26 protein-coding genes and 1 pseudogene are annotated in these 25,110 nt (G+C 65.9%); 3 read left to right on the top strand and 24 right to left on the bottom strand.

The window, feature by feature from the left end:
* Positions 1-8 precede the first annotated feature (8 nt).
* Positions 9-1,103: an ACR3 family arsenite efflux transporter gene (arsB, locus tag ACQ3DC_RS06035; RefSeq protein ID WP_323057542.1), complete on the bottom strand. Its 1,095-nt coding sequence runs from the start codon at positions 1,101-1,103 to the stop codon at positions 9-11.
* A 98-nt stretch (positions 1,104-1,201) separates the two neighbouring features.
* Between arsB and ACQ3DC_RS06030 the strand changes: the two genes are divergently transcribed.
* The gene (locus ACQ3DC_RS06030) at positions 1,202-1,552 is read left to right on the top strand and encodes an ArsR/SmtB family transcription factor (RefSeq protein WP_157240533.1); all 351 of its coding nucleotides are present in this window, start codon (positions 1,202-1,204) and stop codon (positions 1,550-1,552) included.
* A 12-nt stretch (positions 1,553-1,564) separates the two neighbouring features.
* On the opposite strand, the gene ACQ3DC_RS06025 is transcribed toward ACQ3DC_RS06030, so the two are convergent.
* From ACQ3DC_RS06025 to ACQ3DC_RS05990, 8 genes and pseudogenes are all read right to left on the bottom strand, one after another.
* A complete protein-coding gene (locus ACQ3DC_RS06025; RefSeq protein WP_157240535.1) occupies positions 1,565-1,717 on the bottom strand; it encodes a hypothetical protein in 153 nt (50 codons plus the stop codon).
* 11 nt (positions 1,718-1,728) lie between these two features.
* Complete coding sequence (locus ACQ3DC_RS06020) at positions 1,729-3,138, bottom strand: MBL fold metallo-hydrolase (protein ID WP_430751824.1); 1,410 nt, start codon at positions 3,136-3,138, stop codon at positions 1,729-1,731.
* 114 nt (positions 3,139-3,252) lie between these two features.
* Positions 3,253-3,453: pseudogene (locus ACQ3DC_RS06015) on the bottom strand (rhodanese-like domain-containing protein); the annotation flags it as partial.
* The gene (trxA, locus tag ACQ3DC_RS06010; RefSeq protein WP_323057539.1) at positions 3,431-3,793 is read right to left on the bottom strand and encodes a thioredoxin; all 363 of its coding nucleotides are present in this window, start codon (positions 3,791-3,793) and stop codon (positions 3,431-3,433) included. The pseudogene ACQ3DC_RS06015 and the gene trxA, both read right to left, overlap by 23 nt.
* 57 nt (positions 3,794-3,850) lie before the next feature.
* On the bottom strand, positions 3,851-4,147 hold the full coding sequence (locus ACQ3DC_RS06005; protein ID WP_430751784.1) for a rhodanese-like domain-containing protein: 297 nt from the start codon (positions 4,145-4,147) through the stop codon (positions 3,851-3,853).
* 30 nt (positions 4,148-4,177) lie between these two features.
* Positions 4,178-4,519 carry a rhodanese-like domain-containing protein gene (locus ACQ3DC_RS06000; RefSeq protein ID WP_430751783.1) on the bottom strand — a complete coding sequence of 114 codons (342 nt, stop codon included), beginning with the start codon at positions 4,517-4,519 and terminating at the stop codon, positions 4,178-4,180.
* Between the two features lie 25 nt (positions 4,520-4,544).
* On the bottom strand, positions 4,545-5,306 hold the full coding sequence (locus ACQ3DC_RS05995) for a sulfite exporter TauE/SafE family protein (protein ID WP_430751782.1): 762 nt from the start codon (positions 5,304-5,306) through the stop codon (positions 4,545-4,547).
* Complete coding sequence (locus tag ACQ3DC_RS05990) at positions 5,303-5,917, bottom strand: rhodanese-like domain-containing protein (RefSeq protein ID WP_430751781.1); 615 nt, start codon at positions 5,915-5,917, stop codon at positions 5,303-5,305. Before ACQ3DC_RS05990 ends, ACQ3DC_RS05995 begins: the two co-directional genes overlap by 4 nt.
* A gap of 122 nt (positions 5,918-6,039) precedes the next feature.
* On the opposite strand from ACQ3DC_RS05990, the gene ACQ3DC_RS05985 reads away from it, so the two are divergent.
* Positions 6,040-6,297, top strand: a complete 258-nt coding sequence (locus ACQ3DC_RS05985; RefSeq protein WP_104999301.1) for a metal-sensitive transcriptional regulator — start codon at positions 6,040-6,042, stop codon at positions 6,295-6,297.
* Between the two features lie 64 nt (positions 6,298-6,361).
* On the opposite strand, the gene ACQ3DC_RS05980 is transcribed toward ACQ3DC_RS05985, so the two are convergent.
* The 13 genes from ACQ3DC_RS05980 to ACQ3DC_RS05920 all read right to left on the bottom strand — a co-directional run bounded on the left by ACQ3DC_RS05980 (position 6,362) and on the right by ACQ3DC_RS05920 (position 20,114).
* Positions 6,362-7,480, bottom strand: a complete 1,119-nt coding sequence (locus ACQ3DC_RS05980) for an L-idonate 5-dehydrogenase (protein ID WP_430751780.1) — start codon at positions 7,478-7,480, stop codon at positions 6,362-6,364.
* Entirely contained in the window at positions 7,480-8,250 is a 771-nt protein-coding gene (locus ACQ3DC_RS05975; RefSeq protein ID WP_157240547.1) for an SDR family oxidoreductase, read from the bottom strand. Before ACQ3DC_RS05975 ends, ACQ3DC_RS05980 begins: the two co-directional genes overlap by 1 nt.
* Positions 8,247-9,230: an NAD(P)-dependent oxidoreductase gene (locus ACQ3DC_RS05970; protein ID WP_157240548.1), complete on the bottom strand. Its 984-nt coding sequence runs from the start codon at positions 9,228-9,230 to the stop codon at positions 8,247-8,249. Before ACQ3DC_RS05970 ends, ACQ3DC_RS05975 begins: the two co-directional genes overlap by 4 nt.
* Before the next feature lie 91 nt (positions 9,231-9,321).
* Positions 9,322-10,671 (bottom strand): MFS transporter, encoded by a 1,350-nt coding sequence (locus tag ACQ3DC_RS05965; protein WP_321214645.1) that lies wholly within the window; start codon positions 10,669-10,671, stop codon positions 9,322-9,324.
* Between the two features lie 145 nt (positions 10,672-10,816).
* Entirely contained in the window at positions 10,817-11,617 is an 801-nt protein-coding gene (locus tag ACQ3DC_RS05960; RefSeq protein ID WP_066279747.1) for an IclR family transcriptional regulator, read from the bottom strand.
* 119 nt (positions 11,618-11,736) lie between these two features.
* Positions 11,737-12,474 (bottom strand): fumarylacetoacetate hydrolase family protein, encoded by a 738-nt coding sequence (locus ACQ3DC_RS05955; RefSeq protein WP_157240550.1) that lies wholly within the window; start codon positions 12,472-12,474, stop codon positions 11,737-11,739.
* Between the two features lie 34 nt (positions 12,475-12,508).
* Positions 12,509-13,561 (bottom strand): D-2-hydroxyacid dehydrogenase, encoded by a 1,053-nt coding sequence (locus ACQ3DC_RS05950; RefSeq protein ID WP_430751779.1) that lies wholly within the window; start codon positions 13,559-13,561, stop codon positions 12,509-12,511.
* 103 nt (positions 13,562-13,664) lie between these two features.
* Positions 13,665-14,477, bottom strand: a complete 813-nt coding sequence (locus tag ACQ3DC_RS05945) for an HpcH/HpaI aldolase family protein (protein WP_430751778.1) — start codon at positions 14,475-14,477, stop codon at positions 13,665-13,667.
* Complete coding sequence (gene hpaH, locus ACQ3DC_RS05940; protein ID WP_430751777.1) at positions 14,462-15,247, bottom strand: 2-oxo-hept-4-ene-1,7-dioate hydratase; 786 nt, start codon at positions 15,245-15,247, stop codon at positions 14,462-14,464. Before hpaH ends, ACQ3DC_RS05945 begins: the two co-directional genes overlap by 16 nt.
* 2 nt (positions 15,248-15,249) lie before the next feature.
* Positions 15,250-16,359: a 3,4-dihydroxyphenylacetate 2,3-dioxygenase gene (gene hpaD, locus ACQ3DC_RS05935; protein ID WP_157240556.1), complete on the bottom strand. Its 1,110-nt coding sequence runs from the start codon at positions 16,357-16,359 to the stop codon at positions 15,250-15,252.
* 29 nt (positions 16,360-16,388) lie between these two features.
* On the bottom strand, positions 16,389-17,903 hold the full coding sequence (gene hpaE / locus ACQ3DC_RS05930; RefSeq protein WP_430751776.1) for a 5-carboxymethyl-2-hydroxymuconate semialdehyde dehydrogenase: 1,515 nt from the start codon (positions 17,901-17,903) through the stop codon (positions 16,389-16,391).
* A 68-nt stretch (positions 17,904-17,971) separates the two neighbouring features.
* Entirely contained in the window at positions 17,972-18,655 is a 684-nt protein-coding gene (locus tag ACQ3DC_RS05925) for a GntR family transcriptional regulator (RefSeq protein ID WP_323057526.1), read from the bottom strand.
* Positions 18,648-20,114 (bottom strand): fumarylacetoacetate hydrolase family protein, encoded by a 1,467-nt coding sequence (locus tag ACQ3DC_RS05920; protein WP_430751775.1) that lies wholly within the window; start codon positions 20,112-20,114, stop codon positions 18,648-18,650. The genes ACQ3DC_RS05925 and ACQ3DC_RS05920 overlap by 8 nt, the downstream gene beginning before the upstream one ends.
* Before the next feature lie 218 nt (positions 20,115-20,332).
* Between ACQ3DC_RS05920 and ACQ3DC_RS05915 the strand changes: the two genes are divergently transcribed.
* Positions 20,333-22,243 carry an FAD-binding monooxygenase gene (locus ACQ3DC_RS05915; protein ID WP_321214638.1) on the top strand — a complete coding sequence of 637 codons (1,911 nt, stop codon included), beginning with the start codon at positions 20,333-20,335 and terminating at the stop codon, positions 22,241-22,243.
* On the opposite strand, the gene ACQ3DC_RS05910 is transcribed toward ACQ3DC_RS05915, so the two are convergent.
* Together ACQ3DC_RS05910 and ACQ3DC_RS05905 are read right to left on the bottom strand one after the other, a co-directional pair.
* Positions 22,225-23,082: a prephenate dehydratase gene (locus tag ACQ3DC_RS05910; RefSeq protein ID WP_157240564.1), complete on the bottom strand. Its 858-nt coding sequence runs from the start codon at positions 23,080-23,082 to the stop codon at positions 22,225-22,227. The genes ACQ3DC_RS05915 and ACQ3DC_RS05910 overlap by 19 nt on opposite strands.
* Positions 23,083-23,192: 110 nt before the next feature.
* Complete coding sequence (locus ACQ3DC_RS05905; RefSeq protein WP_430751774.1) at positions 23,193-25,094, bottom strand: alpha-amylase family glycosyl hydrolase; 1,902 nt, start codon at positions 25,092-25,094, stop codon at positions 23,193-23,195.
* Positions 25,095-25,110: the final 16 nt, after the last annotated feature.

Below are 25,110 nucleotides of genomic sequence, written 5' to 3'. Positions count from 1 at the left end.
AACGGTGGTCAGAGGATAGCGGTGGCGGGGCTGAAGAAGCGCTTGCGGGCCCAGAGGGCCGCATACACCAGTGCAACAAGTGCGGGCACTTCTATCAAGGGGCCGACGACGCCGGCAAGGGCCTGGCCGGACGTCACGCCGAAGGTGCCAATCGCCACAGCGATGGCCAGTTCGAAGTTGTTGCCCGCCGCCGTGAAGGCCAGTGTGGTGGTCTTGGCGTAGCCAAGGCCCAGCCACTTGCCGAGCAGCATGCCCGCGCCGAAGACAACCACGAAGTAGACCAGCAGCGGAAGCGCGATGCGGGCTACATCCAGCGGGCGGGCGGTGATGGTGCCTCCCTGCAGGGCGAAGAGGAGGGTGATGGTGAACAGCAGGCCGTAGAGCGCCCAGGGGCCGAGCCTGGGGAGGAATTTTTCCTCGTACCAGTCGCGGCCCCGGGCTTTTTCGCCGAGGGTGCGGGTGAGGAAGCCGGCCAGCAGCGGGACGCCCAGGAAGATCAGCACTGAAAGGGTGATGGCCCAGAAGGAGAAATCGGCGCTGGTGGTGGGAAGGCCCAGCCAGGACGGCAGGAGCTGCAGGTAAAACCAGCCCAGCGCGCCGAACGCAACCACCTGGAACAGGGAGTTGATGGCAACCAGGACTGCAGCGGATTCCCGGTCACCGCAGGCGAGGTCGTTCCAGATCATCACCATGGCAATGCACCGGGCCAGGCCCACGATGATCAGGCCGGTCCGGTACTCGGGAAGGTCTGCGAGGAAGAGCCAGGCCAGGACGAACATGAATGCGGGGGCCAGGACCCAGTTGATCACCAGGGACGACACCATGAGTTTCCGGTCGCCCAGCACACGGCGGGTCTGGTCGTAGCGGACCTTCGCAAGCACCGGGTACATCATGACCAGAAGGCCGACGGCGATGGGCAGCGACACTTCGCCCACTTTGACGGCTTCCAGCGCGGTGTCCAGGCCGGGGACCAGGTTGCCAAGGAGGAGGCCCAGCACCATGGCAGCGATGATCCACACGGGGAGGAAGCGGTCCAGGGTGGAGAGCTTGCCGGCGACGGCCTCTTCCCCTTGGATGGGCGGTGTCTCGGTCCGGGTGCTCACGGGTCTCCTGTGCTGCTCGGCGATAGATTGATGGAAATCGATATGTGAAGTATCCCCAGCTATATCGATGAATGTCAATCTATTGCATAATGGAAGCCATGAACCCGTTGCAGACTCGTGAACCCGCCGTCGACGCTTCCTGCTGCGTCCCGTCGGGGAGGCCGGTGCTCGGCGCGGAAGATGCCCAGCAGAAAGCCCTGGTTTTCAAGGCACTGGCCGATCCCAACCGCCTGCGCCTGCTGTCGATCGTCAAGGCGGAGGAGTCGGGGGAGTCCTGCGTCTGCGACCTCACGGAGCCACTGGACCTTGGCCAGCCCACCGTCTCCCACCACTTGAAGATCCTGGTGGAAGCCGGGATCCTGCACCGGGAAAAGCGCGGGACGTGGGCCTACTACTCGCTGGTCCCGGGGGCCTTGGACGGCGTCGCCGAAATGCTCGCGGCGCTCTAGGTCACCGCCGCCCTAATACCGCCGGTGGTCTGCGCGGCGCATCCGCACGGCCACCGCGATGCCGGACGCTGCGGTGCTCGCGGCGATCGCCGCGAGCAGGGTGGGGCAGACCATCAGCAGGGACTGCGCCAGGTTCTGGCGCAGTCCCAAAGCGATCGCTGTCATTACTGCTTTGCCTAGTTGCTGGACACGGATTCCCGTGCCTGCTTCCAGGCGCTCCAGCCGGCGTAGCTGCCGTCCAGCTCGACGACGTCGTACCCGGCGCGGCGCAGCGCGCTGGCTGCGACCGAGTTGCGCACCCCGCTCTGGCAGTAGGTCACGATGGTGCCGTTGGCGGGAAGTTCATCCAGGTGCCACATAGCGCGGCCTCCGCTGAGCTGGTGCGATCCGGGGATGTGTCCCGCGGTGTGCTCGGTCCTGTTGCGGACGTCCAGGACCATGGCGGCGTCGAAGTCCTCGAGTTCCTCGGGCTGGATGAGCTTCGGGACGGCGGCGGGGAGGCCTTCAAGGCTTGTGACGTAGCCGGCGACGTTGTCGATGCCGACGCGCACCAGGTGGCCCCACATGTCCTGGGCGGTGTCCTGGTCCGGTGCCAGCAGCACCAGCGGGTTCTTGTCGGTTTCCGGGTTGACTACCCAGGCGCCGTAGCTGGCCACTGATTTGCCGGCAGGGACGTTCAGGGAACGTGCCACCGTGCCTTCGTGGACTTCGCTGTTGGGACGGGTGTCAATGAAGGTCAGGGTGTCCTCCGCCAGGCCTGCAGCGACGATGCCGGGTGCGAGTTCGGGCAGCGGTGCGCGTTCTCCCATGACGGCCGGGCCTTCACGGTTTTCGCGCTTCATGCGGCCGAAGTAGGCGTGGGCGTCCGGCTGGCCGTCGAGGAGCTCGTCGATGAAGCCCTGCTCGTCGTTGGCGGCGAGGTAGGGGCCCCACCAGGCGTAGAGGCGTTCGTAGCCCACCGTGGAGGAGGGGATGGCGCCCAGCGCCTTGCCGCAGGCGCTGCCGGCACCGTGGGCAGGGTGGACCTGGACATAGTCCGGCAGGGTCAGGAACTTGTCCCGGAGGCTGGTGAAGAGCTGCTTGGCCCCCATGAAGCGGGTGTCGACGCCGCCCGCGGCCTCGTCGAGCAGATCGGGTCGTCCCAGGTCGCCGGAGAAGACGAAATCCCCGGAGAGCAGGTAGCCCGGCTGGTCGCTGAACGCGCCGTCCGTCACCAGGAAGGAGAGGTGCTCCGGAGTGTGGCCGGGGGTGTGCAGCGCCTTGATGCTGATGTTCCCGAGGGTGATCGTGTCGCCGTCGAACAGCCGCTCGCCGTCGAATTCGTACTGCCAGTCCGGGCCGCCCTCACCGGAGACATAAATGGTTGCGCCGGTGGCGGCGGCCAGTTCACGGGTGCCGGAAAGGTAGTCCGCATGGATGTGGGTTTCGGTGACGGCCACGATCTTCATGCCGTTCTTCCTGGCGAGGTCCTGGTACACCGCGATGTCGCGGCGGCCGTCGACAACCACGGCTTCGCCCTTTGCCTGGCAGCCGATCAGGTAGCTGGCCTGGGCAAGGTCTTCATCGTAAATACGCTCGATAAGCATCTGTTGCTCTCCTTCGTGAAAGCGGTGGAGGGGAAGGTCTAAGGCGTGCTCTGGTATCAATGCTAATACCCCTGGGGGTATACAGCAAGCCTGCTGCTGCCTGTCAGGAATGGCGTGGGGGCAGTCTGCGAGGCGGGCGGGCAGGTCATCCAGCGGGATATTCAGGCTGCCCGGGATGCGGGCGATGGAATACTCCTCCCGGCTCCGGACGTCCACTACCGCGGCGCGGGGCCAGACGCCGGCCAGGCCGTCGGCCGTGATGGTGCGCCACGGTTGCGCCGCCGTCCCCGTTTCAGGCCAGCTGCCGGGCTGCATCCGCGCGGAGCTTGTCCATGTCCAGCTTCCTTACTTCCTGGATGACTTCTTCGAGGCCGGTGGCGTTGAGGGCTCCAGGCTGGGAGAAGACGAGTGTCCTGTCCTTGAAAGCCATCAGGGTGGGGATGGAGGTGATGTTCGCTGCGGCGGCGAGGGACCGTTCGGCTTCGGTGTCCACTTTGGCGAAGGTGATGTCCGGGTGCCGGTCAGCTGCGGCGCCGTAAGTGGGGGCGAACATGCGGCAGGGGCCGCACCATGCCGCCCAGAAGTCAACGAAGACAATGTCGTTGTTCTCCAGGGTCTCAGCGAAGCTCTGTTCCGTGACGTCGATGGTAGCCATGGAATTTCGTGTCCTTTCGGGCTTTTTGTTGTGGCGGTTCTTGGCGGGATGCAGGAGTCAGGTGGTGGGCAGGCCGGCGCGGGTCCAGGCGACCATGCCGCCGGCCATGGTGTCGGCGGTGAAGCCGGCGCCGTTGAGGGCGTCGGCGACGCGGGCTGAACGGTTGCCGCTACGGCAGACCACTATGACGGGGACGGCAGGGTCCAGTTCGGACAGGCGTGCCTGCAGCTGGCCCATGGGGATGTGCAGGGCGCCGGGGATCATGCCTTCCCCGACCTCGAAGTCCTCGCGGACATCGAGGATTCGGGCGGTGGATAGACGCTGTTCAGCGTCGGTGATGGTGATTTCAGCCATGGGATTCTCCTTCGAAATAGTGGGCTGTTGTCAGCGGACGGGTTCGCCGGCCGAGCGCCAGGCGCCCATGCCGCCGCGCAGGGAGTAGGCCTCGTAGCCCTGCGAAGCGAGGAGCCGCGCCGCTGAAGCGGAGCGGACCCCGGACTGGCACATGGCTATCACTGCCCGGTTCTTGTTGATGCCGGGGGTGCCGGTCTGCAGCCGGTCCAGCGGGATGTGCTTCGCCTGGGGTGCGCGTCCGGAGCGCCATTCCTGGGCGGAGCGGACGTCGATCAGCGCGGCGCCCGAGGACAGGAGGTCCTTGGCCTCAGCTACTGAGACGGTTTTGTAGGGTTTGGTGAAGGCTTTTTTCAGGGAGTTGATGAGGCCCATGGGGTTCTCCTTGGGGGGTGGTTTGCTAGGCGGTGACGGTACTTGCGGTGACCCATGCCGCGACTGCGAAGATGAGCACCGCGAAAGAAATGCGGACGTGTTTGTCCTTCAGCCGGCGGGCGAGGCGGGCAGCGACAAGGGAGCCAAGGACCGCCGGCACCGCAAAGCTCAGCAGGCCTGGCCAGTCAATGCTGAATCCTGCAGCGTGGGCACCAAAACCGGCGGCTGAATTGATCACGATGATGGCAAGGGATGAACCCACGGCTTGCTTCATACGCAGGCCCAGGAGCAGGGTGAGGGCGGGTGTAATCAGGAACCCGCCGCCCACCCCGAGCAGCCCCGTGAGGAATCCGATGAGTACGCCAACCCCCACCGCCTTGGGTGCGCAGGAGCGGAAGGCGCGGCTTGGTCCCGTGCTGCAGGATCCGCCGCCGGATTCCTTGGCCTTCATTAGCATGCGTATCCCCGCTGCCACCATGATGACCGCGAAGGCGAGCATCAGTATGTTCGGATCCAGCAGCCGACCCACCGCTGTCCCGCCCCACGCGGCGGGGACGCCGGCTGCGCCGACAATCAGCACTACGGGCCAGTTGATGCCCTCGCGCAGGCGTGGGATCAGCGCTGCCAAGGATGAAGCGCCAACCACCAGGAGGGAAGTGGGGATGGCCTCGGCGGGGGTCATCCCCACGCCATAGACCAGGGCGGGAACAGCAATGATAGAGCCCCCGCCGCCTACTACACCGAGGACGATCCCGACGAAGAGGCCCAGCGACAGGGCCGTAATCATGCTGCCGGCGTCTGCTCGGTGTTGACGGGGAGGGTCAGAATGGCGCTTTCGCGGGTGGGTTCCTTGGCGGCCTTGTTCCACGGCATCGCCGAGAGGGCCTGGCCCATGGCGCAGGTGTTGGTGGCCGCCGAAAACGTGAGGCCGGTGCCGATGGCGCCGGCGAGCATGCGGATCTTCGGCGAGACGAACCTGCCGCCGGCCAGGCCCAGGACCACCAGGGAGCCTGCGGCGAGGCGGACCTGGCGCTCCAGGTCCCAGCGGTCCTTGCCCTTGACGACGTCCCCGCCGGCGGCGGCGAAGCCGGGCGCCCCGCCGGTCAGGACGTAGGCGCCGTCGATCCCGGACTTGCCCAGCCGCTGCCGTGCCTGCTCGGCCCGCGCTCCGGACTGGCAGACCAGGACCACGCGGGAGCCCAGGCGGGCGGCGAGTTCATTGGTGTGCTCGGACAGCAGCGGCAGGGGCACGTTGTAGGAGCCGCGGATGTGCATGGACTCGAATTCTGCGGCGGAGCGCACGTCGATGACGACGAGGTCCTGGTGCTGTTCGATCCAAGTGCGCAGGGTCTCGGGAGCAAGGGCGGTGACGGCCGGTGCCGTGGAAGGGGAAGTCATTGCTGGCCTCTCGTCGGGGGAAGTTGAATACCCCACCGAGTATTACAGATACCCCCGGGGGTAGTCAAAAACACCCCGAGGGGTATATAGTTGGAGGCAAGAACCCCACCTACGGAGACCTCATGGAACTCGACTCGACTGAACTGGCCCCAGTGGTCAACCGCCTCAAGCGCGCCCAGGGCCAGCTCGCCGCCGTGACGCGGATGCTGGAGGAAGGCAGGGACTGCAAGGACATCGTCACGCAGCTCGCCGCCGTATCGAAGGCGCTGGACAGGGCCGGCTTCGCGATCATCGCCAGCGGCCTGGAGCAGTGCATTGTCCGCGAGGACGCCACCATGGACAGGAAAGAGCTGGAGAAGCTCTTCCTTTCCCTCGCCTAACCAGGCGGTATCAGAGACTCCGCGCCGGGTGCAGGTCCCCCAAACTGCCCCCGGCGCGGTCCCTTTAGCGCGGGCGTGCTGCTTCTGCAGCTCCTGGTCCGGTGGAGAGCGACGCATCAGGATCGAAGTCCAGCAGGACCTTGCCGGACTCGGCCGAGTCCTTGGCCGTTTCAAAAGCTTCGAGACCGCGTTCCAGCGGGAAGACGTGCGTGGTCACCGGGGCCACGAACAGGGACCCGTCGCCCAGCGCCGCGATGACCTCATCGATCTCGTCGTTGAACCTGAATGATCCCAGCAATTCCAGCTCCCGGGTGATAGCCAGTGAGATCAGTACAGGCTGCGGTCCGGACGGGAGCAAGCCGACCATCACCACTTTGCCGCCACGCACCGCTCCTTTGATGGCCGTCGCCAATCCATAGTGGGAGCCGGAGGACTCGATAACAATGTCTGCCTGGACCGCTGCCAGGGCCTGGGCCTCGCTGGCCTCCAGCACCTCGTCCGCTCCAACTGCCAGTGCAATGTCGAGCGGTTTTCGGTGCAGGTCCGTGGCCACGATGCGGGCCGCACCCGCACGCTTGAGGACGGCGACGGTCAGCGTACCGATAGGGCCGCAGCCCACCACCAGGAACGTCTTGCCCCTGACATCACCGGCGCGGCTCACGGCATGCCACGCCACGCTGGCCGGTTCGATCAGCGCCGCTGCCTTCAGGTCCAGGCCGGGCGGCAGGACCCGCAGCATCCGCGACGGCAGGTTGACGTACCTGCTGAAGGCGCCGTCCGTATGCGGGAACCGTGCGGCACTTCCAAGATAGGTGCAGCCGGGGGACAGGTTGGGCCGGTCTTCGGGATACCTGGCATAGTCCAGACCCTCTCCCGGCCCGGGCGTGGCCGGATGCACGGCGACCGGTGCGCCCTCAGCCGGTCCCGACCCGTCCGCTGCCGCGCGGATGACAGTCCCCACGATCTCGTGGCCAAGCACCATGGGGGCCTTCAGTACCGATTCCCCGGCGGCACCGTGCAGCCAGTAGTGCAGGTCGGAGCCGCAGATTCCGCCGTAGGCAATCTCCACCACGGCCTGGTCGGGCAGGGGTGCCGGGAGCGGAATGCTTTCAATGCGCAGGTCGCCTGCAGCATGGGCGACGACGGCGGGACCCGCCGCCGGCAGTTCGGCAACGGTGGGCATCAGACCACCACCGTCATTCCGCCGTCGATGAAGATTGTTTGTCCATTCACGAAATCTGAACCGCTGGAGGCCAGCCAGACTGCCGGTCCGGCGAGGTCCTGGACGGTGCCCCAGCGGTGCGCGGGGGTCCTCCCAAGGATCCAGGTGTTGAACTGCTCATCGTCCACCAGGTTCCGGGTCATTTCGGTGTGGATGTAACCAGGGGCGATGGCGTTGATCTGCAGGCCGGAAGCCGCCCATTCCGCCGTCATGGCGCGGGTGAGGTTTCGCAGGCCGCCCTTGGCAGCGATGTAGGGCGCGATGGTGGGCCGTGCAAGGTCGGCCTGGACGGAGCAGATGTTGATGATCTTGCCGCGGCCGCGGGGGATCATGAAGCGGGCGGCCGCCCGGCCCACGAGGAAAGCGCTGGTGAGGTCAGTGGTGATGACCCTTTCCCAGTCTTCGACGTCCAGGTCAACCATGGCGACGCGGTGTTGGATTCCGGCATTGTTGACCAGGATCTCCAGTGGACCTACGTTCTCCTCCACCCAGGCCACGGCACTGGCCACTTCCGCGTCCTTGGTAACGTCGAAGGCGCAGCTGTGGATACGGCCTGGCGGGAAATCGGCGGACATGGAGGTTTCTGCAGCCTTGAGGCGGTCCGCATCCATCCCGTTCAACACCACCGTTGCACCGGCATCCGCCAGGGCACGGGCAAGGGCGTTGCCTATTCCCCGGCTGGAGCCGGTAACTAGCGCCGCACGCCCGGTCAGGTCGAAAAGTGAAGTCATCGTGCAGTCTCCTTGGCCGCTTCGGTCCCGCTGTGGGAAGCGTCTGTGGTGCTGAGGTTCGCAATGGCCTTACGCACCACGGCCAGGTCGAGGTCCCCCAGGCCTTGCGCGAGCAACTGCGCGTAGAGTTCGGTCCCGGCGGACGCCATCGGCGCAGCGGCACCGACGCTTCGTGCACTCTCCACGACAAAAGACAGGTCCTTGTGCATGAACTTGGCCGGTCCTGTGGGCGTGTAGTCCTTTGCTGCCAGGCGGGGACCTACGAGTTCCAGCACCCGGCTTGCAGCGAGCCCGCCGGAGAGCACCTCGAAGAGGGCCGTGACCTCCAGACCGGAGCGTTCCGCAAGCTCGGCTGCTTCGGCGAGGGCCGCCGTCGTGGTGCCGACAACCAGCTGGTTGCATGCTTTGGCCAAGGAGCCCGCCCCGAGCCCGCCGAGCCGCCGGACTGTTGCGCCCATGGCCTGCAGTGCCGGCCGGACCCGCGCGAAGTCCCCTTCCGAGCCGCCTGCCATGATGGCGAGGTCTCCTTGCTTTGCGCCGTGTGTACCGCCGCTGACGGGCGCATCCAGCACTGTGGCGTTCCCGCCGCTTGCCTCGATAACCGCCCGGCCGAAGTCTCTGACGCCCACGGGTGAAACGCTGCTCATGACCACAACGACCGTTCCCGGTTCAGGCGGCGAGGTCCGCCATGCGTCGAGGAGCCCTGCTGCGGCATCTTCAATGAAGGAAAGATCGGGGAGCATAAAAATGATGACCGGCTCGTCCCTCAGGTCCGCCACCGTGGCGGCGCCGCTCCCGCCCAGCCGCAGCAGGTCTTCAACAGCGGCGGGGGAGCGGTTCCATCCCGTGACGGACCATCCCGCCCGCAGCAGGTTGGCGGCCATGGGTGCGCCCATCAGCCCCAGCCCGACAAACCCGGCCCGCGGACGGGTTTGTTCGGCGCCGGAGGGTGGAGCGGCGGAGGTGGTGGCGTTGTTCATGTTCAACCTTTTGGGGACCGGAGGGGCTTGGGGTGCTGACGAACCCGGGGGGCGGCCCCCGCAAGGGGCCGCCCCCAAGGATCAGGGACTACTACCTGGCGTCCTCAACGAGCACCAGGTCGCGGCCGTTGGTTTCGGGAGTAAAGAACGTGGTGACAAAGGAGATTGCGGCCAGGACCAGTGAGTACAGCGCGGGAACCAGCCAGGAATGGTTGGTTGCAGCGAGCAGCGCAACGCCGATCATGGGTGCGAACCCGCCGGCGAGGACTGCCGAGAGTTCACGGCTGAGGGCCACGCCGGTGAACCGGTGCTGGGAGCCGAAGAGTTCAGGCAGCAGGGCGCATTGCGGACCCAGCATGGACTGCACGCCCAGGGCGATGCCTACCGCCATCACTGCCCAAACCAGGGTGACGTTGCCCAGCGTGACCAGGTAGAACGCGGGCAGTGCAATGAGGGCCTGGAATAGTGCCCCGTAGCGGTACACGGGAACCCGGCCGAACCGGTCGGACAGGGCGCCGAAGGTGACCACCATGACTGCTGCGCAGCCGGCGGCGATCAGCAATCCTGTTGGACCAATGAACTTGTCGCCCGGGAATACGCCGGCTGGAAGGCTGATGAATGAGACCAGAAGCGCGGAGTAAACCGACGAGTTGCCGTTTTCACCCATGCGCAGGCCGATTCCGACGAGCACATTCTTCTTGGAGTGCTTCCAGATTTGGCCCACCGGATTCTTGACCACCGCTTTGTGCTTCTCCAGCTCCTGGAAGACCGGTGTTTCCTTCAGTCGGAGCCGGATAAAGACAGCTATAACAATAAGAATGACGCTGGCCAGGAAGGGGACCCGCCACAGCCAGCCCAGCAGGACATCCCGGTCCGCGAGGGCCATCAGGGCGAACGTGCCCGCTCCGAGCAGGGTGCCCAGCTGGATGCCCACGAAGGGCAGGGAGGCAAAGAACCCGCGGCGGCTTCGCGGAGCCACCTCGGAAATCAGCGTGGTTGCCCCGGCCTGCTCGGCGCCGGCGCCAAGGCCCTGGAGGATGCGGAGGGCGACCAGCAGGACGGCACCGAGCATTCCTGCCTGTTCAAAGGTGGGCAGGAGGCCGATGGCGAAGCTTGCCATTCCCATCAGGCCGATGGTGAGGATCAGCACCATCTTCCGGCCGAAGCGGTCTCCGATGTAGCCAAAGACCACCCCGCCGAAGGGCCTTGCGGCAAAGCCGACGCCGTACGTGGCAAACGAGGCGATGACTGCGCCGCTTTCACCCAAGGGGGAAAAGAACAGCGGACCAAAGATCAGTGCTGACGCGAGGCCATAAATGTAAAAGTCGTAGTACTCGAGGGCTGACCCTACAGAGCTGGCAAGCGTTGCCCTTCGCAGCTGCCCCGGTTCGACCACATGGCCGTTCCTGTCGGTCTGCGGTGATTTAGTACGAGTTGTCACAGTAACTCCCTTAAACGCACTCCAGACCCTCGTTGGCCTGGTGGGATAGCAACGACACCTGTTGCGTCGATCACTATGCTGAACACAATACAGCAAGTTGAACAGACGGCAAGGGTGAATGCGTTTGTGTAGGAAGCGGCGGCGGTTACCCCATGGGGTTGCCCAGGGAATGGGCGAGTTCCTGGAGTTCCTTGACCATCTGGGCACCCTGCTCAGGCGTGTATGTGGCCTTGAGTGCTGTCACTGACAGGCCGAGGCTGGGACCGTGGGCTCCGCGGGTGGGCACGGCAACGGCCAGGCAGACCACGCCGGTGGTGGATTCCTCGTCCTCAAAGGCGTAGCCCTGTTCGCGGATGGTCTGCAGCTGTGCCTTGAATTCGGCTCCCGTGCGCAGCGACTTCGGCGTCAGCACGGGCAGTTCCGCGTCATCGGGGAAGAGTTCCTCGATGTCATGGTCATGCAGCCGCGCTATCAGTGCCTTGCCCACTGCGCAGAGCGAGACTGGCATTTTGTCGCCGATATTCGACGTCAGTCGTACGGCGGGGTGGCCCTCGTAGCGCGCTAGGTAGATGACGTTCAAGCCGTCGAGCATCGCGATGCGAACGGTCTCGCCGGAGAGTACCGGGGCCTGCTCGCAGTAGCGGTAGAACTCCTGCACCTCATCCAGGCGGCCAAGGTATGCCGCGCCGAGTTCAACCAGCTTGCGGCCAAGGGTGAACTCACTGCCCTGGCGGTTGATAAGCCTGGCTTCCTCCAGCGCCAGCAGCAGGTTCGACGTGGATGATTTGGGGATGCCTACTTCCCGCGAGAGGTCGCTGAGGGTGAGGCGGCCTGTGGCGGAGGAGGCCAGTGCATCCAGGACGGCTGCCGCCCGCGTGACGGCGGGGGCGGGTGAGGCGTTGCCCTGGTTGTCTGGTTGAGGGCCGGAGTTGCGGGAATCGGCCATGATTCTCCTTCGGGTTGCCGCGGCAGGACGAACTGGTGTTCATTTGACTGAACACCATCCATCATAGGGGCGCGCGTCATCGCGTCCCATGCCATGCGTGCTCCGGAAGGCGGGGGAACTCAGGCGACCTTGTTTGTAAGGGTGCCGATTCCCTCGATCACGATGTCCACTTGATCGCCCGGCAGGACTGCCACTGCGGTCCCGGGAGCCCCTGTCATAAGCACGTCGCCGGGTTCCAGCGTCAGCCAGGAAGTTACGTAGACGAGGCACTCCACCACTGAGGAGGGCAGGTTGGACGTCCCGGAGTTGGCCTGGGCCACTCCGTTGACGATGACGTCGATTCCCACAAGGTCCGGATCCGGGATGTCGGTTTCGATCCACGGGCCAAGGGGCGTGTAGTTCACGCCGGCCTTGCCCTGGAAGTTCCGTTCATCCACCAGGCCCTGGTCCACGTTGGTCACGTCATTGACGCACGTATAGCCGAGGACATGCTCCAAGGCATTGCCGGGCGTCAGCTCCTTCGCTTGTTTCCCGATGACCACTGCGAGTTCGCCTTCCACGTTGACCGTGCCGCGGTCCCGGACGGCGACCACCGGATCGCCGGGATTGGCGAGGGTGTGCACGGACTTATGCCAGGCCTGGATGGGCAGCGGATGGTCGTTCAGCGTCCGGTTGTGTCCGATGCCGAGCACCACAGCCGGCCGGACCGGGGCGAGGAACACGGCATCTGCGCCGGAGGTGGTGTGCCCTGTGTAGCTGAAGGGTTCCTCGAACGGATCAACAATGTGGTGCCACATCCCGCTCCGCTCCACGGCGTGCCGGGCTCCCTCTGCCGTCTTGATTCTTGCGATGCGCATGGATTTCTCCTGACCGTGCTTCGAGCCGGGGGGCTTAGTAGAAGTGGACCGTGTCCACGAGGTGGGGGAGGTCGCCGCCGTCGAGGAAGGTCCGCAGGTTGCTGCAGAAGCGCTCGGTGATGAGGCGGTTCTCGGCGGCACTGAGGGCGGATGTGTGCGGGGAGACCATGACCCTGGGGTGCTCCCAGAGGGGGCTGTCCTCCGGAAGGGGCTCGACGGCGAAGACGTCCAGGCAGGCGTAGCCGACCTGGCCGTTGTTGAGGGCTTCCAGCAGGGCCTCTTCGTCGACGACGGTGCCCCGGCCCACGTTGATGAAGACCGTCCCGGGCTTCATGGCGGCGAACGTTTCATGGTTGTAAAGCTTCTCCGTGAAGGCGGTGCCGGGCAGCGTGTTCACCACTGCATCGGCCGTGGCCAGCAGGGCCGGAAGGCCGGTGTTGTCCACCACCTGCTCGATGCCGTCGATGTGTTCCACGGACCGTTTGGTTCCGCTGACCTTCATCCCCAACGCCCTGGCGATCCTTGCGGTCTCCAGCCCGATTTCGCCCAGCCCGGTGACCACCAATGTGGAGCCGTTGACCAGGCGGGTGGGGATCCGCAGTTCAGGCCATGTTTTGGCGGCCTGGTCCTGGGCCAGTTCTGCGCTCCGTTTGAAGCCGTTGAGGATTCCGAGCGCCGCGAACTCGGCGAGGGGCAGGGCGTGGACGCCGGCTGATGTGGTGATCTTGAACTTTAGCAGGATGTCCTGGTCCAGTCCGGAGGCCTTGGCGGCTCCGCCCGCCCCTGCGGCCATTGCGTGGATCCACTGCAGGCGCGGATTCTCGCGGGCTATGCGGGCGAGGCCGGCGGGGCTTTCGTTGGGGAAGCCGTAAAGCACCTGTGCGCTGTTGAGCATGGCCCAGTAGCGCTCTTCCTGGGCTGGAGTGCGCTTGAAGGCCGGGTCGCCGGAGTGGTCGGCCGGGTAACGCTCGGGTGGCAGGAGCTCGGGCTCGTAGAGGACGGTAACTGACGGATCGACGGCGCGGATCTGCTCCACCAGCTCTGCTTCGAGCGGTACAGCAATCGCAAGGGTGATTGTGGAGGTCATTCGTTCACTATACTGGCTTATGGCTAATATGCTGAACAGATGGCCTGCTGGCTGTCTTCACCTCTGCGAGGCGTCACGCGAGGCAGGTGAATGCGGGACGACGTCAGTAGCTGGCGGTGTTGTCGCGATCGGCAGCCTCCGCCGCCTGGATGTACTGCGCTGCCAAGGCTTCGGAGCCCCTTGCCAGGAGGGCGACGTCGGCGCCCACCAGGATGAAGTTGGCACCCTGGTCGAGGTAGTGGCGGGCGGTGTCCGGGTTGAAGGCGTTAACGCCCGCGGGTTTCCCGGCGGCTTTGGCGGCAGCGAGGCAGTGTTCGACGGCGGCGCGCACCTCGGGGTGTTCCTGCTGTCCCAGCAGGCCCATGGAGGCGGCGAGGTCGGACGGGCCCACGAAGATGGCGTCGACGCCGTCGACCGCCAGGATGTTTTCCACGACGGCTACCGCGGCTGCGGATTCGATCTGTACGGTGACGCTGATGGTTTCGTTGGCCCGGGCGAGGTAGTCCGGGACCCGGTTCCAGCGTGCCGCGCGGGCCAGGGCCGAGCCGACCCCGCGGACGCCCTGCGGCGGGTAGCGGGTTGCGGCCACGGCGGCTTCCGCCTCAGCGGCTGAGTTGACCATGGGGATGAGCAGGTTCTGGACGCCCAGGTCCAGGTACTGCTTGATCAGCACGGTGTCGTTGGCCGGCGGGCGGACCATGGTGTGGGCGGGGTAGCCGTGGATGGCCTGGAGCTGGGCGAGGATGGATTCGAGGCCGTTGGGGCTGTGCTCTGCGTCCACCAGGAGCCAGTCCAGCCCGGATCCGGCGCACAGCTCGGCGATCAGGGGGCTTCCGGAACAGACCCACATCCCGGCCAGCGGCCGGTCCGCCCCGGCGAGGGCGTCGCGGAAGGTGTCCTCTATTCGAAGCGGCATGTGACACTCCCCAGGGGTCCGTAGTCGGCGTGGACGGTATCTCCCTTGTACACCCAGAGCGGGCGGGTGAAGGAGCCGGCGAGGATGATGTCGCCGGCTTTCAGTGAGTCGCCGTGGGCGGCGATCTTGTTGGCCAGCCAGTGGACGCCGTTGGCCGGGTGGTCCAGGACCCCGGCGGCGACTCCGGTCTCTTCAACGGTCTGGTTCTTGTAGAGGATGGCGGAGACCCAGCGGAGGTCCACGGCGTCGGGCTTTACGGGCCGGCCGCCGATCACCATGGCGCCCATCGCCGCGTTGTCCGAGATGGTGTCCACGATGGTCCTGCCTTCCATCTCGATCCGGGAATCCAGGATCTCCAGGGCCGGGACAACGTAGTCGGTGGCTTTCAGGACGTCGAAGATGGTGACGCCGGGGCCTTTCAGCCCGTCTTTCAGGACGAAGGCGAGCTCCACTTCCACCCGCGGGTGGGTGTACTGGTCCCAGTCCACGGAGCAGCCGGTTTCCAGCACCATGTCATCGAAGATGGCGCCGTAGTCCGGTTCGGTGATGCCGGTGGCGGCCTGCATGGCCTTGGACGTGAGGCCGATCTTGCGCCCCACCAGGGTCCGTCCGGCTTCCTCGTTCCGGCGCCGCCACAACAGCTGCACGGCGTAGGAGTCCTCCACTGTCATGTCCGGGTAGCGTGCGGTCAGGCGCGGCACAGGTTTCCGGTTACGGCCGGCTTCGAGCAGTTCGTCCGCGATGGCCTCGATCGTCCTGGGCTCCAGCATGGCTAGACCTGCGCCCCCAGCTTGAAGCCGGTCTTCTGTTCAGTGGCACCGGCGCCTTCTCCTTCTGTTTTCCGCGTGTAGGAGAAACCGTCGGCGCCCACCGTGACCGCCATCTCGGACTTTTCCTCGCGCTCGATGACCGGCTGCGGGTTGCCGTCCAGGTCCAGGACCAGGGAGGCTTCGGTGTACCAGGAGGGGACAACGGGGTTGCCCCACCAGTCGCGGCGCTGGTTGTCGTGGACGTCCCAGGTGATGGTGGGGTTGTCCGGATCGCCGGTGTAGTAGTCCTGGGTGTAGATCTCCACACGGTGGCCGTCCGGGTCCAGGATGTAGAGGTAGAAGGCGTTGGACACGCCGTGCCGGCCGGGGCCGCGTTCGATCCGGTCGCTGATGCGCAGGGCGCCCATCTTGTCGCAGATCTGGATGATGTTGTGCTTCTCGTGCGTGGCAAAGGCAATGTGGTGCATCCGCGGCCCGTTGCCGCCGGTGAGCGCGGTGTCGTGGACGGTCTGCTTGCGGTGCATCCATGCGGCGTACGTGACGCCGTCGGAATCCTGGATGTCCTCCGAGACGCGGAAGCCGAGATCCTCAAGGTATTTGCGGCCGCGCGGGACGTCGGGGGTGACCTGGTTGAAGTGGTCCAGGCGGACCAGCTCACCGGCGGAGTAGAGGTCGTAGCGCTGGGTAAGGCGCTCCACGTGCTCCACGTCGTAGAAGAACTCGTACGGGAAGCCCAGCGGGTCTTCGACGCGGACGGAGTCTCCGATGCCCTTGGTGAAGCCTTCCTTGCGGCGTTCAACCCGGCAGCCCAACTCGCGGTAGTACGCCTCTGCGGCGTCCACTTCGGCGGGGGACTTCACCCGGTAGGCGAAGGCCGCCACGGCGGCGACGGGTCCCTTGCGCAGCACCAGGTTGTGGTGAATGAACTCCTCCAGGGTGCGCAGGTAGATGGCGTTCTCGTCTTCTTCGGTGACGTGCAGGCCGAGCATGTCCACGTAGAACGCGCGGGATTTGGCGAGGTCGGTGACCACGATTTCCATGTAGGCGCAGCGGACGATGTCCGGAGCCGGGACAGTGGGGGTGGGGATGGGGCCGGTGAACGGGTTGCTCATGGTGGTCTCTCTTCTTTGAAAGGGGTTGGCTAGGCGCCGAATTTGGGGGTGTGGACGGTGCCGAGGGTGATGTGGACGGCCTGCTGGTCGGTGTAGAAGTCGATGGAGCGGTAGCCGCCCTCGTGGCCCAGCCCCGAGGCCTTGACGCCGCCGAACGGGGTGCGCAGGTCGCGGACGTTGTGGCTGTTCAGCCAGACCATGCCGGCTTCGACGTTCTGCGAGAAGTTGTGGGCGCGGGTGAGGTTCTGCGTCCAGATGTAGGCGGCGAGGCCGTACTTGGTGTTGTTGGCCAGGGCGAGGGCTTCGTCGTCGTTCTCGAACGGGGTGATGGCGACGACGGGTCCGAAGATTTCCTCCTGGAAGATCCGGGCGTCGGGGGAGACGTCGGCAAACACCGTGGGTGCGATGTAGTTGCCGTCGGGGAGTCCTTCGGGCCGCCCGCCGCCGGCGAGAAGGCGGCCTTCGGATTTGCCGATCTCCACGTAGGAGGCCACCTTTTCGTAGTGTTCGGGGTGGACCAGGGCGCCCACCTCGGTCTTGGGGTCATGCGGGTCGCCGACGACGATGTTCTTTGCGCGGGCGGCGTACTTTTCGCAGAACTCGTCGTAGATGGCGCGTTCCACGAGGATCCGGGAGCCGGCGGTGCAGCGTTCGCCGTTGAGGGAGAAGACGCCGAACAGGGCGGAGTCGATGGCGGCGTCCAGGTCGGCGTCGGCGAACACGACGCAGGGGGATTTGCCGCCGAGCTCCATGGACAGGCCCTTGAGGTTGGCCGCGGCGTTGCGGAAGATCGTCTGGCCGGTGGTGGTCTCGCCGGTGAAGGAGATCAGCGGGACGTCCGGGTGCTTGACCAGGGCGTCGCCGGCTTCCTCGCCGAGGCCGTTGACCAGGTTGAACACCCCGTCAGGGAGGCCGGCGTCCTTGAAGATGGTGGCCCACAGCGAGGCGGAGAGCGGGGTGAACTCGGCCGGCTTGAGGACCACGGTGTTGCCGGTGGCCAGGGCCGGGGCGAGCTTCCAGGACTCCAGCATGAACGGGGTGTTCCACGGCGTGATGAGGCCCGCGACGCCGATCGGCTTGCGGTTCACGTAGTTGATCTGTGAGCCGGGGACCTTCATGGCGTCGTCGAACTGTGCCACGATCAGGTCGGCGAAGAAGCGGAAGTTCTCCGCCGCGCGGAGGGCCTGGCCCTTGGCCTGGGTGATGGGCAGGCCGGTATCAAACGTCTCAAGCTCGGCGAGCCGGGCTTCCTGCGCCTCGACGGCGTCCGCGATTTTGTTCAGGACGCGGGCGCGTTCTCGGGGCTTCATCTTCGGCCACGGGCCGTTGGTGAACGCTTCCCGGGCGGCGGCGACGGCGAGGTCGATGTCCTCCTTCTGGCCTGCGGCGGCGGTGGCGTAGTTCCGGTTGGATACCGGGTCCAGGACATCGAAGGTCTTGCCGGAGACGGAGTCGACGAACTGGCCGTTGATGTAGTGCTGGATGTGGTTGGGAAGGTCCTGCGGCACGTAGTGGGTGGCGGACTGTTCTGCAGTGAACGTCATTGTTGTTTCCTTCGTGATAGTTCAACGCGGGGTCACTTCTGGGCCGATTGGGGCCGTTTATTGGGCGTTTAGTGACCCCGCGTTGCTGGTTGCGGGGTGGTCTGGGCGAGGTAGGCGTCCAGGGTGGCGGAGCGGTGCAGGCGGGCGGCCTTCTCGATGGAATCGGCGTCTGCTCCGGATTCGATGAGCTGCAGCAGCCCTTCGTGCTCCTCCACCGATTCGCGGGCACGGCCCGGGACAAAGCGGAACGTGGAGGACCGCAAAGCTGCCAGCCGGTTCCAGCCGCGGTGGACCAGGTCCAGGATGTGCGGGTTGGGGCAGCGCTCGAACAGGACGCTGTGGAAGTCCTGGTTGAGCCGGGTGAAGCGGACGGGGTCAAAATGCTGGAGGCACTCGCGCATCTCCTCATTCACGGCGCGGGCCCGGGCAATCGCCGCGGCATCGACCAGCGGAGCAGACAGCGCGGTGGCGGCACCTTCCACGATGCTCAGGGTCTGCATGGTGTAGAGGTACTCGGTGGGGTCGATCCCGGCCACGGTGGCGCCCACGTTGCGTTCGAACTTCACCAGGCCTTCGGCCTCGAGCCGGCGGATGGCTTCCCGGACCGGGACCACGCTGAACCCGAGGTCCTTGGCGATGCTGCCGAGCACCAGCCGGTACCCGGGGGTGTAGGTTCCTTCCACAATCCGGGCCTTCACTGCGTCGTAGGCCTGTTGCGACTTGCTGCCCGCGGCCAATACTGCCTCAGTCATTGCTCTTGCCCGCTTTCCAGTCCTCGTACCGTGCCTGCCACTCGGCGTTCATGGGGTAGAGGCCGTTAACGCTGTTGCCCTGCTTCACCATCTCGAAGATGAAGGCTTCTTCCTGTTCCTGCCGAATGCAGTCCTCGACGAGTTCCCCGGCGATGGCCGGCGGGATCACCAGGATGCCGTCCGAGTCGGCCACGATGATGTCGCCGGGCTGCACCGTCGTACCGCCGCAGGCGATGGTGATGTCCGTGTCCCACGGAACGTGGCGGCGTCCCAGCACCGCGGGGTGCGGGTTGGCGAAGTAGGTGGGCATCTCCAGTCCGGCCACGGCGGCGTAGTCCCGGACGCCGCCGTCCGTGATGATCGCCGCGGCGCCGCGGACCTGGGCGCGCAGGGCCAGGATGTCACCCACCGTCCCGGTGCCTTTCTCGCCGCGGGCCTCCATCACCAGGATTTCGCCCTCGTTCACGGAATCGATGGCGCGCTTCTGGGCGTTGAAGCCGCCGCCGTGGGACTTGAACAGGTCCTCCCGGTTGGGGACGTAGCGCAGGGTCCGGGCCAGCCCGACGACGCGGCGGTCCGGGCGCGTGGCCTGCAGCCCGTCGATGCTGACGTTATTAAGGCCGCGTTTGCGCAGCTGTGAGGACAGCGTGGCCGTGGCGACGCTCTCGAGTTTGGCTTTCAGTTCCGGGGTGAGGACGCTGGCAGGGGCAGGAAGGCCGGCAGCTTCGCGCGAACCCCACGCTTCCTCCCGCTGCACATCGTCAACCTTGGGGCCGGCACCAAAGTCAGCGAACGGCGTCGTGCCTTCCTCCACCCTGGTGACCAGGCGTCCGGTGGTGGGGCTGCCATCAAGCGTGCCCACCTCCACCTCCAGCACGTCCCCGGGCCTGGCCACGGAGGCACCGGCGGGGGTGCCGGTGAGGATGATGTCCCCCTCCTCGAGGGTGAGCAGCTGGGAGAGGTCGGCGACCAGGCGGGCGAACGGGAAAAGCAGGTCCTCCGTGGTGTCGTCCTGGACGAGCTGGCCGTTGTGCCAGGTGCGGATGCGCAGCTTGGCGGGGTCGACGGCGTCTGCCGGGATCAGTGCGGGGCCCACGGGAGTGAAGCCGTCGCCGCCCTTGGAACGCAGGTTCGAGCCTTTGTCCGCCCAGCGCAGGTCATACACGCCCAGGTCGTTGCTCGCGGTAACGGCGGCGACGTGGCTCCACGCGTCCTCGAGCCCGACCCGGCGGGCGGCCTTGCCGATGACCAGGGCAATCTCCCCCTCATAGCCGAGGAGCTCGCAGCCAGCAGGCCGTTCCACCGCGCTGCCGCTTAGCGAGAGCGACGACGACGGCTTGAGGAAGTACGACGGCTGGGCCGGCGTGCGTCCCCGCTGCGCGGCCCGGCTGGGGTAGTTGATGTGCACCGCGATGACCTTGCGTGCCGCTGCAAGGGTGTCCCCGTTGACCTGCTCCAAAGCGTCTCCTCATCGAGTACAAAATCGTATACGATCACTATCGCGCTCGCGTCGGCGTTCGTCAACCCCTTTTCCCAAGGGAATCCCGGTCCCTTGTAGTCCCCGTCACAGGTGGCGTACTGTGGTGCTCAATCGCAGGGTTTCTTATATGGAACCTGAAATTCTATTATCGAACAGCTCGTGCAGCTGAAGCGCCACACAACGAAGTGAGGAATCCCGTGCAGTTTCACCACCACGGTTACGTGTCGGGCGACCCCCGGGTCAAGCCTGCGGCAGGCGTCGGCATCAACCGGCCTGCTGACCTTCCGGACGAAGTCGACGTGCTGATTGTGGGCACCGGACCTGCCGGCATGCTTGCAGCCGCGCAGCTTTCCCAGTTCCCGAATGTCACAACGCGCATTGTTGAACGTAGGGAAGGGCGTCTTCCCATCGGCCAGGCCGACGGCATCCAGGCCCGGAGCGTGGAGACGTTCCAGGCCTTCGGTTTTGCCGAGCGGATCATCGCCGAGGCATACAGGATCACCGAAATGGCGTTCTGGAAGCCGGACCCGGCGGACCACTCGCGCATCGTCCGGGCCGCCCGTGCCGTGGACGACGAGATGGGGATCAGTGAATTCCCGCACCTCATCGTGAACCAGGCCCGCGTCCTCGATTACTTCGCCGAGGTCATGGCCAACTCGCCCACCCGCATGAAGCCCGACTACGGCTACGAATTCCGCGGCCTTGAAGTCACCGGCCAGGGGGAGTACCCCGTCACTGTGACCCTCGCCCGCACCTCCGGCCCAAGCGAAGGCCAGGAGCGGGTGGTCCGCGCCAAGTACGTTGTTGGTGCGGACGGCGCCCGCAGCAAGGTGCGGGACGCCATTGGCTGCCACCTCGCCGGCGACGCCGCCAACCACGCCTGGGGCGTTATGGATGTCCTGGCCGTTACCGACTTCCCGGACATCCGCACCAAGTGCGCCATCCAGGGTGAGAAAGGCAGCATCCTGCTGATCCCCCGGGAAGGCGGCTACCTCTTCCGCATGTACGTGGACCTTGGCGAGGTGGATCCGGACACCAAGGGCGCCATCCGCAAAACCACCATCGAGCAGATCATCCACAAGGCCAACGAGATCCTCCACCCCTACACGCTGGACGTGCGAAACGTGGCATGGCACAGCGTCTACGAGGTGGGCCACCGCCTGACGGACAGGTTCGACGACGTCCTGCCGGAGGACCGCGGCACCAGTACTCCGCGGGTGTTCATCACCGGCGACGCCTGCCACACCCACAGTGCCAAGGCCGGCCAGGGCATGAATGTCTCCATGCAGGACGGGTTCAACCTGGCCTGGAAGCTGGGGCACGTGCTGGAAGGCCGCAGCCCGGAGAGCCTGCTGTCCACCTACTCCGAGGAGCGCCAGGTGGTGGCGAAGAACCTTATCGATTTCGATAAGGAGTGGTCCACCATGATGGCCAAGAAGCCCGAAGAGTTCGAACACCCCTCGGACCTTGAGGACTTCTACGTGCGCACCGCTGAATTCCCGGCCGGCTTCATGACCCAGTACACGCCGTCCATGGTGACCGGCAGCGACATCCACCAGGACCTGGCCACCGGCTTTCCCGTGGGCAAGCGCTTCAAATCGGCGCCCGTGGTGCGGGTGGGCGATACCAACCCGATGCACCTGGGCCACCACGCTACGGCTGACGGCCGCTGGCGGATCTACGTTTTCGCCGACGCGGCACCGGCCGGCGGGCACTCAGGTGTGGCGGACTTCGCCGAGTGGCTGGCGAACTCGCCACAGTCACCGCTGGCCGCGACGCCGTCGGACGCTGACCCGGACGCCTGGTTCGACGTGAAAGTGGTCTACCAGCAGCCCCACACCGCCGTTGACATCAACGCGGTACCGGCGGTGTTCAGGCCGCAGGTGGGCCCGTTCAAGCTGACCGACTACGAGAAGGTGTACGCCACCGATCCCAACGCGGACATCTTCGAGCTGCGGGGCCTGGACCGCGGCGGCGTGGTGGTGGTGGTCCGTCCGGACCAGTACGTGGCCAACGTCCTGCCGCTCGCGGCGACGGCGGAGCTGGCGGAGTTCTTCGCCGGTCTCCTGAAGCCGCGCCATGCAGCGGGTCAGCCGCTGACGGTCTGAGCCGTCCTGTAGTCCGCGGCGGAGTAGACGCCCAGGATCCGCACCTCGGTGGTGAAGAAGTCCAGTTCCTCGAGGGCCAGCTTCAACGGCAGGTCCTCGGGGTGGCCTTCGACGTCGGCCATGAACATGGTGGCGGCGAATTCGTTGCCCACCATGTAGCTTTCCAGCCGGGTCATGTTCACGCCGTTGGTGGCGAAGCCGCCCAGCGCCTTGTACAGGGCCGAGGGGACGTTGCGGACGCGGAACACAAAGCTGGTGACTGCCGGTCCGGGAAGCTCATCCCGCGCCGGCAGCTCCTTTTCCCGGGCCAGGACCACAAAGCGCGTGGTGTTGGAGGGGTCGTCCTCAACCCGTGAGGCCAGCACCTCCAGGCCATAGATCTGGGCCGCGAGCGGGGGAGCGAGGGACAGCTTGCGGGGATCGTTCCACTCGCTGACTTCCCGGGCGGAACCCGCGGTGTCGCCGGCGATGACGGGCTTGAGGCCGTGCTCGCGGATGAGCTTGCGGCACTGGCCCAGGGCGTGGATGTGGCTGTGCACCTCGGTGGCACCTTCGATGGTGCTGCCCGGGATGCCAAGCAGGTCGAAGTGGATGGGCAGGAAGAACTCCCCCACGATCTGCAGGTTGGACTGCGGCAGCAGGATGTGGATGTCCGCCACCCGGCCGGCGATGGAGTTCTCGATCGGGATCATGGCCAGCTCGGCCTCGCCGCTGGACACGAGTTCAAACGCGTCCTCGAAGCTCGCGCAGGGCACGCTTTCCATGTCGGGGAACATCTGCTTGCACGCGATATTGGAGTTGGCGCCGGGCTCACCCTGGTACGCAATCTTCTGGGCCATGATCCGTATGGTTTCACGCCCCGCCCCCGCCCGCCCAACTGGGTAGCGCCAAGTGTCGTTTTGGGCGGCCAAAACGACACTTAGCGCTACCTAGTTGGGATGGGACGGGCCTAAACGGGAGTGACGCGCAGCCAGAGGTACTGGCGGGGGAGGAGCGTGACCCCCTCGTCCAGCTGCAGCGCTGCTTCGGAGAGAAGGTCGACGGCGGCAGGGGAGTATCCGGAGAAGGTTTCGGCGGGTAGGGCCTGGGGCTGGTCGCTGAAGTTGGCGAGCGCCAGGACCCGTGTTTCAGCCGCGGCGCCGGGCCGCTGGTAGGCAAGGACGGAACGGTTGTTGGTGGAAAAATCCACCAGCCTGGTACCGGCCAGTTCAGGCGTGGCCGCCCGGACCTCAATCATCCGCTTCAGGCCGGCGTACACCGCGCCCGCGGGGGTGGACGGGTCGTGGCGGAGCGCGTATTGGCCCGCCGGGTAGTGGGGCCGGTGCACCCAGCGGCTGTCGGCGTCGTGCCCTTCCTCTTCTGCATACCCGTAGTCGTTGACCTGCCCCACCTCGTCGCCCAGGTACAGGAGCGGGATGCCGCCGGTGCTGAAGGCCACCGAGTGGGCAAGGAGGATCCGCTCCACCGCCTCGGCCGGGTCCACCTCCATGCCGCACAGGGACGCCGTGGTACCTGAAATCCGGCAATCCCCGGTCTTGGGATTGTCCTGGAACGGGACGCCGCGGGCGAAGCTGCCCGGGAACCGGTTGACGTAGAAGGAGTTCAGGAAACGGCGGTGGTCGAAGCCGTTGATGCCAAGCTCTGCCGCGTCCTCGTCGGCGAAGGTCCAGCCGATGTCGTCATGGCTGCGCACGTAATTGACCCAGGACGTGCCGTCCGGGATGTTGTGCCTTCGTTCGAGCGCCTGCGCCAGCAGCGAGACGTCCCGGGTGGCCAGGGATTCCCAGATCAGCGCCATCTGCAGCGGATTGTAGGAGAGCTGGCATTCGGCCGGATCGATGTAGAGGGCCACCTCGTCCGGATGCACGATTGCCTCGGACTTGAACAGCAGCGACGGCGCGGCCAGCCGGCAGACGGCATTGAAGGCCTGGAGGAGGATGTGGGCCTCGGGGAGGTTTTCGCAGGGGGTGCCCAGCTGCTTCCAGATGAACGCCACGGCATCCATGCGCAGGATGTCAACGCCCTGGTTGGCCAGGAACAACATCTCCCCGGCCATGGCCCGGAAGACGTCCGGGTTGGAGTAGTTCAGGTCCCATTGGTAGGTGTGGAAGGTTGCCCACACCCAGCGGCCGTCCTCCATCTGGATGAAGGACCCGGGGTGGTTTTCGGGGAAGATTTCACGCACGTTCTGCTCAAAGGCGTCCGGCATGGTGCGGTCGGGGAAGATCCAGTAGTAGTCGCTGTACTCCGGATCCCCCGACGCCGCCTTGCGGGCCCACTCGTGTTCGTCACTCGTGTGGTTGAAGATGAAGTCCACCACCAGGCTGATGCCGTGGGTCCGGAACTCGGAGGCAAGCTCACGGAGCTGTTCCATGGTGCCCAGCTTGGGGTTGACCTGGCGGTAGCTGGAGACGGCGTAGCCGCCGTCGGAGTGCGGCTCGGGCGCGAGGAACAGCGGCATGAGGTGCAGGTAAGTGAGGCCCAGTTCCTTGAAGTAAGGAATGTGGGAGCGCAGCCCTTCCAGGCTTTCGGCGTACCTGTCCACGTAGCAGACGCCGCCGAGCATGTTGTTGGACAGGAACCAGCCGCTGTTGGCCTCCCGTTCAGCGTCCAGGGCCTTCAGCTCGGCCGGGCGCCCATCCCAGGAGCGCGCACCCTGGACCACCAGGGCGGCCAGCTGGTCCTGCCAGTCCGGCCGGGATCCGTACAGCGTGCGGAAGAGGCGGCACAGGTCGGGGAAGTGTGCGTCGAACCGCTGCTGAAAGGCGCGATCCGGGGCGGTTCCCGCCTGCGCGAGCGCATCGACGACGTGCTGCCGCACTGTTTCGTCCGCACTGACGAACTCCTGCATTGAAGAACCCCTTCCG

Source organism: Paenarthrobacter sp. NEAU-H11 (genome assembly GCF_050573415.1).
Lineage (GTDB): Bacteria > Actinomycetota > Actinomycetes > Actinomycetales > Micrococcaceae > Arthrobacter.
Note: the sequence above shows the minus strand (reverse complement) of the source record. Positions and strands in the feature narration are given on the sequence as shown.